The organism is Rugamonas aquatica (assembly GCF_009380215.1).
GTDB lineage: Bacteria > Pseudomonadota > Gammaproteobacteria > Burkholderiales > Burkholderiaceae_D > Rugamonas > Rugamonas aquatica_B.
Window position 1 is genome coordinate 529,744 of record NZ_WHUG01000004.1, and the last position, 12,045, is coordinate 541,788.

Sequence of the window (12,045 nt, forward strand, 5' to 3'; positions counted from 1 at the left end):
TCACATGAACCATAGTTTGCAAGAACTGCTGCCGCCGCAGGCCATGGCGGGCGATTTCGACATCGACGATCCGGCCGAGATTCTGCACGAGCAGACCAAGTTTCATCGCGCCACGCTGGCGGGGCAGGTCAAGAACATCGTCCGCTATCTGCGCCATCCGGCCTTCATCGCGCGTGGCGCGGCTGGCTATAACGTGTTCGCTTCCTGCCCGAAGATAGAGTTGCCGGAGCCTGACCTGGCGCTGGGCGAGCTGGCCGCCGCGATGGCTGGCCGCATCAGCGCACGCGGCTTCGCGCCGGCACTCAGCCTGCGCGAAGTCTCAAGCCTGCTGCACCATGCGCTGCGCGTGAACCGTTACCGCAGCAGCGACGCCGCGCCGCACGTCAAGCTGGCGTTCCGCGCCTATCCATCGCCGGGCGGCCTGTATCCGACCGAGTTTTACTTCTTCCTGAACCAGGTTGAAGGCGTTGAGCCGTGCATCGCCCACTACGACGCACGCGAGCACTGCCTGCGTGTGCTGAAGCAGCAGGACGGCGACGCTTTCGGCAGCGCCGAGGTGCGCGGCGGCGAGCAGTCCATCAAGGCGCCGCTGGTGTGCGTGATGACCAGCGTGCCGCAGCGTGCGACCGCCAAATACGGCCCACGCGGCTATCGCATGGCGCTGCTCGAAGCGGGCCACGCATCGCAGAACCTGTGCCTGGCGGCGCAGGGGCTGGGCATGGGATCGCTGGTCTACGGCGCCTACTACGACGATGAACTGGCTGCGCTGCTCGATATCGACGGCGTGACCGAGACCGTGGTATCGGTCATGCTGCTGGGCCGCGAGGCGCAGCCGGAGACCGCCGCGCCATGAACGACAACGCCATCCGTGTGCTGGGCGATACGCCGCAGGTGGCCGGAGCCAGTCTGCGGCAGGGCGCATTCGCGCTGCTGCGTCATGCGGCTGCGGCCGAGCGCGATGCCGCGCTGGCGGAGCTGGACCAGCTGTTTGCGCTGCGCGGCCGCTTCCACGCCTATCCGTTGCTGCTCGATATGGTGGCGGGCAAGCAGCCATGGCATGCGAGCGGTTCGCTGTTTGTGCTGGATGCCGCGCCGCTGCCGACGGCATTGCAGGCCCATTTCGAAGAGGCGATCGCCTGCTGCGCCGCCTTCCTGGAGCTGCCCGCACCGTGCATCCTGCTGCAATGCCGTGCTGAGAGCCGCGACCTGCATCTGACGATGGAGAGCTTTCCGGGTCTGGCAGTGCTGCGCCTGTCCACGCTGTCGCCCGGTTATCCGGATGATTTGCGCGCTGTGCAGTTTCACGAAGTGGCGCACTGCTTCCTGACCTGCGGCGTGCGCTTGCTGGACGAAGGGCTGGCGCATTTCTTCGCCAGTCGCCATGCGGGCGCCACGCTGCCGGCGGCGGACATGGAGCTGCTGCCGCCTATGCGTACGCTGCTGAGCCGCAGCGCCGACAGCATGTTTGGCGAAAGCGTCGACAGCGATCTGGCGGTGTACAAGTCGGCCTGCCGCGTCGGCGCCGATTTGCTGGAGGCGATTTATGCGTTGGGCGAGGCAGGGCGCATCACGCGCTTGTTCGCCGCCGTGGCGCGGGCCGGTTCGGAAGCGCAGATCGTGCGGCTGGTGGAAGAGGCCAGCGGGCAGAGTTTCCCTGCCGTCGCCCGCAGCGGCGGGCCGAGTGCTGCGCAGGCTGCGCTGATCGAGCGCGCGCGTCAGGCGGTATTCACGGCGTGGATCAACAAGAATCCTGCCGATATCGACGAGGACATCGCCACGCTGGAGGCGGGCGATGTCTATGCCGAACCGGCGTTGCTCGACAGCCTGCTCGGCGCCCGCATCAATCGCGCGCTGTTGCAGGTGAATTTTGCGACGCCGCCGTCGGCCGATGAACTGGCGCGGCTGGAGCTGCTGCTCAAGGCCGCGGAGTGTTTGCCGCAAGGGCGGCTGTGGCTGTGGCGCGGCACGCATGCGATCCTGATGATATTGTTGGCCCGGCCGAATATCATCAAGGTCGCCAGCGCCGGACAGCAGGCGATCCAGGCTTTCAACAAGGCCGTGCAGCTGATACCGAACGATCCCGATTTGCTGGTACAGCACGCGTCGCTGCTGCTGCACGCGCCGCCCGCGTACGGCGGCGACCGCGATCTGGGCGTTAGCAAGCTGCGACAGGCGATGCTGGACCCGGTCTACCGCGAACATGCGCGCCAGGTCTTGCTGGAATACGGCATCGAGACGCCAGCCGAGGAGACGGTCGCCGCCCCAACGGAACCGGTTGCTGCGCTGGCGCCCGTACTGCTGGAGCTGAGCGGCGTTGAGCTCCGCTTGTCCTCATCCTTCACGCTGCGCCCCGGCGCGCTGACGGTACGTCGCGGCGAACGCGTGGCCTTCGTCGGCCGCAACGGCAGCGGCAAGTCGATGCTGATGGAAACCCTGCTTGGCCTGCGCCAGCCTGACCGCGGCACCGTCGCGCTGCATCTGGGCGATCCGCGTGACGCGGCCACACGCCAGCGCATCGGTGGTCTGCTGCAAGGCTACGACCTGCCAGGCCAAACCAAAGTGCGGGAGATGATGGCGCTGCACCAGGCCATGTATCACCGCACAGACGCCGCAGTCACACGCGCACTGGGATTGGACGAGCTGCGCGACCGCTACTGGCAGCAGCTGTCACGCGGCCAGAAGCAGCGCCTGATGCTGTGGATGGCGCTGGCCCACGTGCCCGAATTGGCCATCCTCGACGAGCCCTCGCTGGGATTGGACGAGTGGTTCGCCCGCGCACTGCGCGAACTGCTGGCCACCTTGCCGGTAACGCTGCTGGTGATCTCGCACGCGCCTTCCGACTTGCTGGGCATGGACCGCATCTGCTGCATCGACGACGGCCGCATCGTTGCCGAGGGTACGCTGGCGTCGCTGATGACGCAGCGGGTCGGCCAATTCAAGGGCGTGCTGCGCCAGGCCTTGCCGGAACTGGCATTGGAAGCCTTGCGCGCATTGCCAGCACTGGTGCAGCCGCCGCGTGAACGCGACGGCGCCTGGGAACTGTTCGGCGGCGCCGGCTTCGACCAGGCCTTCCGCCAGTTTATCGAACAACAGCGTATCGGCACATTCAGCCTGGAGCCGGTGTCTGTCGAGGACTTCCTCGCCGACGTCACGCAAATCGCGCCCACGAAGGGGCTGTCAACATGAAGATACTTCTGCATCTGGTCAAAGCCGACCTGGCCATGTTCTTGCGCGGGAAGCTGGCGCTGTTCTGGACCTTTGCCTTCCCCTTGCTGATGCTGGTCATGCAGATGGCCTTGTTCGGCCAGGATGTCAAGCTTGGCCCGGTGTCGCTGGCGATCGTCGATCTCGATGGCAGCACCGAGAGCCGCGAATACCTGTGGCAGTTGCAGGTCGGCTTGCGCCAGCAGCACAGCGTGGACTTCTCACCAGTGACAACGCCCGCCGATGACGCCGCCGCGCAGGCCGACTTTGTGCTGACGATACCAACCGGTTTCGCCGCCAACATCGCCGTCGGCCGCACCACGGACCTCGCGCTGCGCAGCGGTCACGGCACGGGCGCCGCGTTCGATGCCGCCTACGGCCTGCTGCGCGGCTACAGCGACGCCTACAATCTCAACGGCCTGCATGCGCCACCGCGCGTGGCCTTGCCACCACCACCGCCCGCCGCCGAACAGACGCTGGACTATCGCCTGTTCCTCGTCACCGGCCTGGCAGGCATGGTGATACTGTCCACCAGTCTGATGGGATTCGCAGGTCCGCTGGTGGCCGCGCGCGAGGGCGGCATGTTCCGCATGTATCAGCTGTTCCCGATGCCGACCGGCGTCGTGGTGGCCGCATGGTGCGTATCGCGGCTGCTGATCGTGCTGGCCGCCAGCCTGGCGATGTTTGTCGCCGCGTGGGCCATCTACGGAGTGCGCGTCCACGCGGACGGCGTGCAGGTGGCGGCCGCCATCGCCATGCTGGCGCTGGGCACCGGCGCCTTCCTGGCACTAGGCCTGCTGATCGCGGCCATGACCAACAGCGTGGCCGCCGCCACCATGTTCTGCAATCTGCTGTATTTTCCGCTGCTGTTTTCGGGTAATCTCATGGTCCCGCTGGGCGGCTTGCCCAAGCTGGCACGCGCGGCGCTGGACTGCCTGCCGCTGAACGCGATGATGTCGAGCATACGTCGCGGCTTCACCGGCGGCATGGGCTGGAGCACCGATATCTACAGTGTGGCCTTGCTGTTGGCGATGCTGATAGCCTGCCTGGCGCTGTCGGCGCGGCGCTTTACGTGGATGCCGCGCTCCTGATTGCAGTTGAAAGAGGTATGAAATGAACGTACAGAATCGACCGAAAGAGCAGGAGGCCCTGGATACGCGCAGCAGGCTGCGCCGCCTTCCGCTGATCGCCGGCATGAGCGTCATCGCCTGCGTAGGCGTCGCCCTGGCCGTACTGCTGGCGCATGTGCAGCAGGCGGCTGTGGTGCCGCCACCATCGCTGGCGACCGGCGCAAGCGTCACCATCAAGTTAAGCGGCGTCGCCGGAAATAAGGGCATGGTCATGGCGGCCTTGTGCGACAAGGCTACCTTCCTCAAGCGCTGCCCGTACATGCAGACGATAGCCGCGTCGCCTGTCGTCAGCCTGACCTTCGACGGCGTCAAGCCTGGCTTGTACGCGGCCATGCTGTACCACGACGAAAACGGCAACGGTGAATTCGACCGTTCGCCCAACGGCATGCCGCTGGAAGGCTACGCGTTTTCGCGCAACGCCAAGGGCAACTACGGACCACCGACCTTCGAACAGGCGGTGTTTGAAGTCAAGGCCGGCAAAGAGGCTATCGACATCGACATGGTCTACTGAGAGGAAGCGGATGGCGGCCATACTGGAAGTTGACGCGGTATCCAAGCACTATCTGCGGGGCGGTGAACGCATCGTGGCGCTGGACCAGGTATCGTTCCGCATCGACCAGCCCAGCGTGACGGCCATCGCCGGCCCGTCGGGCAGCGGCAAGAGCACCTTGCTCGGCATGCTGGCGCGCTTCGACCGGCCGGACAGCGGCAGCATCAGCGTCGATGGCGAACGCCTGGACCTGATCGCGGAAACGCAACTGGACCAGTACCGCAACCGCAAGCTTGGTTTCGTCTTCCAGCAATTCAATCTGGTTGGCACGCTGACTGCGCAAGAGAACGTGGAACTGGCGCTGGCGCCGCAGGCGCTGTCGCCGTCGGAACGCAGCCGCCGCGCGGTCGCCGCGCTGGAGATGGTGGGCATGGATCATCGTCTGAAGCACGAACCGTCCGAGCTGTCGGGCGGACAGCAGCAGCGCGTCGCCATTGCGCGAGCGTTGGTTAATCGTCCCAGCCTGGTCATCGCCGATGAACCGACCGGTAATCTGGACGGCAAGACGGCGCAGCAGCTGCTGGAGCTGATCGACAATCTGAATCGCCAGGTCGGCACCACCTTCGTCATCGCCACCCACGACCAGCGGGTGATGGAGATGGCGCACGGCGTGGTGCGGCTGGCCGACGGCAGGCAGGTCGCATGAGTCAATGGCTGACGCTCGCGCTGCGCAATGTACGTCGCAATGGACGGCGCTCCTTTCTGCTGGGCGGGACGATAGGCGTCGGCACGCTGGCGCTGCTGCTGTTCGTGGCCTATATCTCGGCATCGCTCGATGGCCTGCGCGAGAGCACCATCCGCAGCGGATTGGGACATGCGCAGTTGGCCGGTGAAGGCCAGTTTGACGGCTACGCCGAGCAGCAGCTGCAATACGGCCTGGAGCGGCCGGTACTGGCGCGCGTGGAAGCGCTGCTGGCGCAGGAGCCGCAGGTACGCCGCGTGGTGCCGCGACTGTCGTTCGCGGGCTTGGTGTCGAATGGCGCGCGCACGCTCAACTTCGAGGGCAGCGGGGTGATGCCTGATCGTGAGCGGCAGGCGTTCGGCGCCTTTCAGACTTTGGCGGCCGGAGCGTCGTTGAGTGCCAAGCCGGAAGGGCGCTATCAAGTCGTGATAGGCAAGGAGATGGCGCGGCGGCTGGCGGTCAAGCCCGGCGATTCGATTACGTTGATGACCACCACTGTCAACGGCAGCGTCAACGCGATGGATCTGGAAGTGGTGGGGCTGGTGGCGACCGGTATCCCGCAGACCGATTTGTATCTGCTGCAACTGCCGCTGGAAACGGCGCAGGAGCTGCTGCGGACGACCAAGGTATCCAGTGTCGCCGTGCTGTATCAGGACACTGCGCAGGCCGACGAGGTATCGGGCCGCTTGCGTGGGGCGCTGGCCGGCGCGCGGGTCGAGCTGCGCACCTGGCAGTCGCTGGCGCCGTTGTACTCGCAGGTACTGGCTTTGTACCGCAATCAGTTCCTGGTGTTTGGTATCGTCATCTGCATCATCGTCTTCTTGGGCGTGGCGGCGATGACGCTGACCACGATCTATGAACGGGGCAGGGAGATCGGCACCATGCGTGCCATGGGCATCGGGCACGCGCTGGTGCGGCGCCTGTTCGTCATGGAAGGCATGCTGCAAGGCCTGTTCGGCGCTTGTGCCGGGGCGCTGCTGGCGTTTGTCGCCATCCTGCTGATCAATGCCGCGCATATCGAACTGGCGCCGCCGCCCGGCCGCAACGCCGGCGTGCTGCTGCAGATGTTGTGGGTGCCGTCGTATAGCGCGGCCATCATCTGCGCCTTGCCGCTGGTGGCGATGCTGGCCGCGTGGACCATCAGCCGCCGCATTGGCCGCATGCCTATCATGTCTTCTCTTTCCATACAGTGAGCCAGCTTCATGCCATTTCAATTTGACCGTGTCCGCTGGTTTGTAGGCTGCGCTGTTTTGGCGGCAGGCCCTGTGATGGCCGCGCCACCTGCGCAGGAGATCCTGCGGCAGGTGGACCGCTACCGTATGCCGTTCGATAGTTTTGAAGCGGCGGTACGCATCGTGCCTGTGCAGAACGGCCAGGAACAGGAACCCGGCACGTACGTGATACGCGGTGCGAATCACAATCAGGTGCTGGTGGAGGCGACCAGTGTCGACCAGCGCGGCCAGAAGTTCCTGACCACCGATGCGGGCATATTTTTCTACGCGCCCCGCACCCGGCGCGCGATCCGACTGACGCCGCTGCAAACGCTGCGTGGCAAGGCGTCGATCGGCGACCTGGCGCGCATCAGCTTTACGAACGACTATGACGCCGTGACGATGGATACACCGCCCGCATCCTGCACGGGCGACTGCGTTGCGCTGGCCTTGACCAGCAAGAACGAGGCGGCCACCTATACTCGGATCACGCTGCTGACGACCAAGCAGCGCGGCCAGTACGTGCCGTTGAAGGCCATGCTGTACGTCGCCAGCGGCAAGCTATTGAAGGTTGCGGAGTTCGACGCGGCAACCGGCGGTCTGCCGCCGGTCACGCGCTATTTCGATCCGCAACTGCCGGCCGAGCAGACCCGCGTGGTGTACGAGAAGATCAAGACGATGGAATTCTCCGCCAGCACCTTCAACCCGCGCAGTCTGGAACAATGAGCGCTCGCCGTTCAGCGTTGATGGCTGGGCTGCTGCTGTGCGGCGGCGCGCAGGCGGACGAGGACTGGCTGGGCGGGTTCGCGCTGGCCAGCCAGGAAGCCACGCGCTTGCAGGCGACGCCGCTCAACGTCGATAATTTTCTGGCGATCCCTGAGAAGAAGACCTCAATGGCCGGCCTGCTTGAGGGCCGCTTCCACGACCTGACCTGGCGCGCGCGATTTGAAACCTGGCGCAGCGATATCGACGGACGGCGCAGCGGCTCCTCGGGAACGCTGCAGGAACTGAACCGAGTGTTTCAACTCACGCCGGCGGTGACGCTATCGCTGGGCAAGCGCTTGTATGCGCTCGATCCATCCTTCGTCAATCAGCCGCTGGGCTTCCTGCAAAAACGCACGGACCTGAGCGATCCGCTCGATGAACTGGGCCAGTCGGAAGGGCTGCCGATGGCGGTGCTGGGCTGGACCGGCTCGCAGGCCAGCTTGACGGCGATTTACAGCAAGGACGCGGCGCGGCACGCGGACGGCTACAACCGCGGCGTTGAGCAGTCCATCGTCAGGCTTGGGTACGAGTTCGATCAACTCAGTGTGAGCATGCTGCTGCGTCGGGCCAGCGGAGAGTCCAACGGCATCGGCGCGACGCTGAGCGGAGCGATGGGGGAGCATCTGTCGTGGTACGGATCGGCGTACAGTACGCATGACACACGGCGTGCGACAGCCGGCCTGACCTACACCTTGCCGGACCTGCCCAAGCTGCAAATCGAATACGCCTACGATGGGCGCGGCATGTCCGATGGCGAGTACGCCGGGTGGCTGGCGCAGGTAGATCGCAATCAATCCTTGCCGCTGCCGGATATCGCGCGCAAGGGCTTGCAGGCACAGGCTGCGCAGGTGCTGACCAGCCAAGGCGCGCGCCAGCGCTATGTCAGCGTGACGCTGGCGCAAACTGTGGGGGATTGGGAACTGAGCGGAGGTGTGTACGCCGGCCGCGACGACCACAGCGCCGTGTGGCATGGCACGGCGGACTATCGCTATTCAACGCGCACCACGCTGATGTTGTCAGTACTGCGCCAGACCGGCGACGCCCGCTCCGAGCGAGGCCTGTCGCCATTCGGCAGCAGGCTCGCCTTCCGGGTGCGCCGGGCATTTTAGATCTACCGTTACTGAGGCAAGGCGAAATAGGCGATCCTGGTGTTGGCCGGTGCCGTGATGGCTGCCGCTTGTGCCGAGCCGGTGCTGTTGGTCAGTTTGCTTGCGTTATTGAGCACGAACGCTTGGTCGGTGAAGCCCAAGTACAAACGGTCATTTGCGGCATCGATTGTTACCGCGCTCCCGGAGTTCGGAGTCGGCAGCGAGAACGTGGTGACTGCCGGGCGGCCTGCTGCGGTGCTTGCACCATCGAGAACGATGACGCCTCCCTTGTCCGTGACCATGTAGAGACGGTCACGGCTGCTGTCTATGGAAAGCCGTTCTACGACGCCAGGCATGCCGATACGACGAGCGATAGGCGCTTCGCCATTGAAGCTATCGATGTGCTCGAAGACGAAAACTTCTGAGGGAGCGATGAAGTTCCAGCTGGTGTACAGCAGGTTGCGCTTCAGATCCAGGGTGAAGTTGTCATGGTAGATGTTCCCGGAAAAAATGCGCGAAGGTGCTACCGTTCCGTTGAGCTTGCTAGCCTGCTCAAACACGGCCACGCCGCCACTGCCCGGCGCCTTGAAGCCAATGTAGAGGCGGTCATTCGCCTTGTCCAGAACTACGTGCCGCAGACTGGTGTAGCCATTGATTGCCGGGATGATCGAGCGGGAGGCAGCAATAGTCCCGTCCAGTTTTCTCGCATTGGCGTACACGTCGATTTGGGTGAACGCGGCAACATAGAGTTCATTGCGGGTGCCATCGAACGCAGCGTCATACCAGGCGGATGTATTGGTGGTAAAGACCTTGGCGGACAAGGTGCCCGGTGTGGGCGTCAGCGTATCGATGGCCGCCATTTTCTGGTTGCCGCTGTCGCCGATGAAGATCGTGTTGCCGGTTAATACGGGTGGGGAAGTTGGCTGGGACGGTGAGGTGGCAGTACTGCCACCACCACCGCCGCCACCGCAGGCGGTCAAGGCTAACAAACAAAGGGAGAGTAGAGAGGAATTCAGACGCATGGTTGTTAATCTAGTCAATAAAAGGTAACTATTTTAACAGAAATTTCATTGCGGAAACTTTCTGGGCGCCTTGTATATTTAAGCGCAGAGGTACAGTCTCGCTCTGAGTATCTTTCGAACTTTTAAAGGGCCGGCTGGATTATGAAAATACTCGTCGTTTTCGCTGCACTGGTGATTGGCTTTGCGCCTGCGGGCATGGCTCAAACACCCAGGCTCCCGGCCATTGAGCAAGGCATCTATCATCCGGAACCGCCTTTTGAAAACATCAAGCAATCGTTTTATATTCGAGAGCGTGAGCGGCCGCTTCTGAATCTCATTACCGATGCGAGTACTTCGATTGCCCTGTTTTTGATCGATGCCCATAATGCGTTGCCTGGCACTTCCAAGCTTCTGGCCGAGACGAGCGATGGCCTGCGGCTTCCACCTATGGCCACTGTCGATAGAACCATGCGGTTTGTTGGCACGGGTCTTTACTGCTGGCAGAGCAAAAACGACGATCATCTGGAGTTTTTGATCGAGTGGGCCGATATCACCACCAATGCGCGCTACACCGACTCCTATGTGTTTGCGCGGCGAGGGGCTGCCTGGCGGTTTGAAAAACACGGCAGCATCCCGCCATGGCATTGGGCACAGACTGAACGTTATTTTCAGCGGGCGTGCCCATCGGATAGCTGAGGTTCAACGAAATTGTTTTCGATATGCGTCTACCATTTCAGCCACATCGTTCGGGACCGATTCGCTACGCCGCGCCATGATTATTTGCTTGCCATCTAGACCGGTGCACACCAGTTTGGGTTCGGCCGCTTCGCGGTGGCAGGGAATGACTGCACCGGCGCCTTTTGTTTCTCCTTTTGGCAGCAGCGGTCGAACCTGCAGCGTATCTCCGTCCAATGTCGCCGTCACGGGCCAACCCACGATGGCGCGCGGGGCAGGCTTGCCGTCGTCGACGCCGTCGACACGCCGGGGTGCCGATGCGGAGCCGGCCATCATTCCATAGCCGTCTGCGAGAAAATACATTTCGGCTTGCTCAGCCGTACCTTCAAACAGGGAAGCTCCCGTAGCCCATGTGCCAGCGATGTGAGCCGGCAGGCCTTCCGCCGCATGGGCCGCCGTGTGAAGCGAACTGCACAGCACGACCAACTTTAGCCACGAAGTACGCATTGTGTTCCTTTCGATTTATCCTGCGCTCGCCAGCAGGTAATAGGCGTCGTTCCCTTCGACTCGCTCCCGGTGCCATCCTTGCGATACATAGAACTGGTCCGCTCTGGTTCCCATTCCGGTACTCAGGCGAACAAACTCATTGCCCTGTTCGAAAAGCCATGCGGTGGCAATGTTGAGCAAATGCTTGGCGATCCCTTGTCCTTCATATTCGAGCGCCATGAACAGCGCCCAGATGGATGAATCGGTTTTGTTCGCATAGCAGAATCCGGCGATCACGCCATCGACTTCTGCGACCCAGCCGCGGCCCAGCAGTTCCAGATAATCCTCGTACATTTTCTGTGTAATGCGGCTCGGGTCGGAAAGCACATTCTCGCGAACGGCCAGGCGGATCGTCGACATGGCAGGAATGTCTTGCGACGTCGCCTGGCGAAAGACTATTTGGGTTTGTGGCATCTCGGTCCCTATTCGGCCAATTTAATTTCGATTTAATTATGCATTTAATATAATCTATTATTTTAGTTAACTATAGGGCTGGCGTAAAGATGAAGGCAATTATTACTGGCGGCAACCGAGGCATCGGGCTTGAAATATCGAAGAAGCTGTTGAGCAAAGGATTTGAAGTGCATGTCTTGTCCCGCTCCGGCGTCCCCGTCGCCATGGACGGATTAACCTCGTGGACAGCAGACGTTTCTGATTACGAACAGGCGCTGCAGATCGTCGAGAAGATCGGGACGCCGGACGTCTTCATCAACAACGCGGGCATGATGAACGCGAAGACGGCAAGCGACTACGACAGCGAGGCAATTCTCCACACGCTCAACATGAACCTGATCTCCGCCGTGCGGCTGAGCGTTCATGTGGCGGAGCGGATGGCGGGCAAGGGCGGCGGCCGTATCGTCAGCATGGGTTCGATTGCCGGCGAAATCGGCCATCCGGACATCTGGTATGGCGTTTCAAAAGCGGGCCTGATGAATGCAATGCGTTCGCTCGCACGCACCTACGGCGCGCGGGGCGTGATCGCCAACTCGGTCGCACCTGGCCCTGTCGAAACTGACATGATGAAAAACATCCCGCAAGACAGAAAGGAGCGCTTGAAGGCCGCAACCATCAGCCAGCGATTCTGCCTGGCGGAAGAGGTTGCGGAAACGGTCAGCTGGCTTGCGACCGACGCACCGGCATTCATTAACGGTGACGTCATCGATATGAACAACGGCACCAATTATCGATAACTG

General features: G+C 62.7%; 13 protein-coding genes. 10 read left to right on the plus strand and 3 right to left on the minus strand.

Going from position 1 to position 12,045, the window contains the following annotated elements; genetic code table 11:
* The first annotated feature begins 4 nt into the window (after positions 1–4).
* The 8 genes from GEV02_RS13755 (at position 5) to GEV02_RS13790 (ending at position 8,651) form a co-directional block, all read left to right on the plus strand.
* Positions 5–853, plus strand: coding sequence for a SagB/ThcOx family dehydrogenase (locus GEV02_RS13755; RefSeq protein WP_152838480.1), 849 nt, complete (start codon positions 5–7; stop codon positions 851–853).
* The gene (locus GEV02_RS13760) at positions 850–3,186 is read left to right on the plus strand and encodes an ABC transporter ATP-binding protein (RefSeq protein WP_152838481.1); all 2,337 of its coding nucleotides are present in this window, start codon (positions 850–852) and stop codon (positions 3,184–3,186) included. Before GEV02_RS13755 ends, GEV02_RS13760 begins: the two co-directional genes overlap by 4 nt.
* Positions 3,183–4,295 carry an ABC transporter permease gene (locus GEV02_RS13765; RefSeq protein ID WP_152838482.1) on the plus strand — a complete coding sequence of 371 codons (1,113 nt, stop codon included), beginning with the start codon at positions 3,183–3,185 and terminating at the stop codon, positions 4,293–4,295. Before GEV02_RS13760 ends, GEV02_RS13765 begins: the two co-directional genes overlap by 4 nt.
* A 22-nt stretch (positions 4,296–4,317) precedes the next feature.
* Complete coding sequence (locus GEV02_RS13770; protein WP_152838483.1) at positions 4,318–4,845, plus strand: DUF2141 domain-containing protein; 528 nt, start codon at positions 4,318–4,320, stop codon at positions 4,843–4,845.
* Between the two features lie 10 nt (positions 4,846–4,855).
* On the plus strand, positions 4,856–5,530 hold the full coding sequence (locus tag GEV02_RS13775) for an ABC transporter ATP-binding protein (RefSeq protein WP_008447657.1): 675 nt from the start codon (positions 4,856–4,858) through the stop codon (positions 5,528–5,530).
* Positions 5,527–6,759 (plus strand): ABC transporter permease, encoded by a 1,233-nt coding sequence (locus tag GEV02_RS13780; RefSeq protein WP_152838484.1) that lies wholly within the window; start codon positions 5,527–5,529, stop codon positions 6,757–6,759. Before GEV02_RS13775 ends, GEV02_RS13780 begins: the two co-directional genes overlap by 4 nt.
* 75 nt (positions 6,760–6,834) lie before the next feature.
* Positions 6,835–7,503, plus strand: a complete 669-nt coding sequence (locus GEV02_RS13785) for an outer membrane lipoprotein-sorting protein (RefSeq protein WP_174999095.1) — start codon at positions 6,835–6,837, stop codon at positions 7,501–7,503.
* The gene (locus tag GEV02_RS13790; RefSeq protein ID WP_152838486.1) at positions 7,500–8,651 is read left to right on the plus strand and encodes a porin family protein; all 1,152 of its coding nucleotides are present in this window, start codon (positions 7,500–7,502) and stop codon (positions 8,649–8,651) included. Before GEV02_RS13785 ends, GEV02_RS13790 begins: the two co-directional genes overlap by 4 nt.
* Before the next feature lie 8 nt (positions 8,652–8,659).
* On the opposite strand, the gene GEV02_RS13795 is transcribed toward GEV02_RS13790, so the two are convergent.
* Positions 8,660–9,652: a hypothetical protein gene (locus GEV02_RS13795; protein ID WP_152838487.1), complete on the minus strand. Its 993-nt coding sequence runs from the start codon at positions 9,650–9,652 to the stop codon at positions 8,660–8,662.
* A 141-nt stretch (positions 9,653–9,793) separates the two neighbouring features.
* Between GEV02_RS13795 and GEV02_RS13800 the strand changes: the two genes are divergently transcribed.
* Positions 9,794–10,327 carry a hypothetical protein gene (locus tag GEV02_RS13800; RefSeq protein WP_152838488.1) on the plus strand — a complete coding sequence of 178 codons (534 nt, stop codon included), beginning with the start codon at positions 9,794–9,796 and terminating at the stop codon, positions 10,325–10,327.
* A gap of 3 nt (positions 10,328–10,330) precedes the next feature.
* Here the strand turns inward: GEV02_RS13800 and GEV02_RS13805 are convergent, their stop codons facing one another.
* Both GEV02_RS13805 and GEV02_RS13810 read right to left on the minus strand, forming a co-directional pair.
* A complete protein-coding gene (locus GEV02_RS13805; protein ID WP_152838489.1) occupies positions 10,331–10,813 on the minus strand; it encodes a hypothetical protein in 483 nt (160 codons plus the stop codon).
* Between the two features lie 15 nt (positions 10,814–10,828).
* A complete protein-coding gene (locus GEV02_RS13810) occupies positions 10,829–11,266 on the minus strand; it encodes a GNAT family N-acetyltransferase (RefSeq protein ID WP_152838490.1) in 438 nt (145 codons plus the stop codon).
* A gap of 89 nt (positions 11,267–11,355) precedes the next feature.
* On the opposite strand from GEV02_RS13810, the gene GEV02_RS13815 reads away from it, so the two are divergent.
* On the plus strand, positions 11,356–12,042 hold the full coding sequence (locus GEV02_RS13815; protein WP_152838491.1) for an SDR family NAD(P)-dependent oxidoreductase: 687 nt from the start codon (positions 11,356–11,358) through the stop codon (positions 12,040–12,042).
* The last annotated feature ends 3 nt before the right edge of the window (positions 12,043–12,045 follow it).

What these genes read in the sequence shown, in the direction of transcription:
- GEV02_RS13755 (WP_152838480.1), top strand. Translation starts at nt 5, where the DNA reads ATGAACCATAGTTTGCAAGAACTGCTGCCGCCGCAGGCCATGGCGGGC.
- GEV02_RS13760 (WP_152838481.1), top strand. Translation starts at nt 850, where the DNA reads ATGAACGACAACGCCATCCGTGTGCTGGGCGATACGCCGCAGGTGGCC.
- GEV02_RS13765 (WP_152838482.1), top strand. Translation starts at nt 3,183, where the DNA reads ATGAAGATACTTCTGCATCTGGTCAAAGCCGACCTGGCCATGTTCTTG.
- GEV02_RS13770 (WP_152838483.1), top strand. Translation starts at nt 4,318, where the DNA reads ATGAACGTACAGAATCGACCGAAAGAGCAGGAGGCCCTGGATACGCGC.
- GEV02_RS13775 (WP_008447657.1), top strand. Translation starts at nt 4,856, where the DNA reads ATGGCGGCCATACTGGAAGTTGACGCGGTATCCAAGCACTATCTGCGG.
- GEV02_RS13780 (WP_152838484.1), top strand. Translation starts at nt 5,527, where the DNA reads ATGAGTCAATGGCTGACGCTCGCGCTGCGCAATGTACGTCGCAATGGA.
- GEV02_RS13785 (WP_174999095.1), top strand. Translation starts at nt 6,835, where the DNA reads ATGGCCGCGCCACCTGCGCAGGAGATCCTGCGGCAGGTGGACCGCTAC.
- GEV02_RS13790 (WP_152838486.1), top strand. Translation starts at nt 7,500, where the DNA reads ATGAGCGCTCGCCGTTCAGCGTTGATGGCTGGGCTGCTGCTGTGCGGC.
- GEV02_RS13795 (WP_152838487.1), bottom strand. Translation starts at nt 9,652, where the DNA reads ATGCGTCTGAATTCCTCTCTACTCTCCCTTTGTTTGTTAGCCTTGACC.
- GEV02_RS13800 (WP_152838488.1), top strand. Translation starts at nt 9,794, where the DNA reads ATGAAAATACTCGTCGTTTTCGCTGCACTGGTGATTGGCTTTGCGCCT.
- GEV02_RS13805 (WP_152838489.1), bottom strand. Translation starts at nt 10,813, where the DNA reads ATGCGTACTTCGTGGCTAAAGTTGGTCGTGCTGTGCAGTTCGCTTCAC.
- GEV02_RS13810 (WP_152838490.1), bottom strand. Translation starts at nt 11,266, where the DNA reads ATGCCACAAACCCAAATAGTCTTTCGCCAGGCGACGTCGCAAGACATT.
- GEV02_RS13815 (WP_152838491.1), top strand. Translation starts at nt 11,356, where the DNA reads ATGAAGGCAATTATTACTGGCGGCAACCGAGGCATCGGGCTTGAAATA.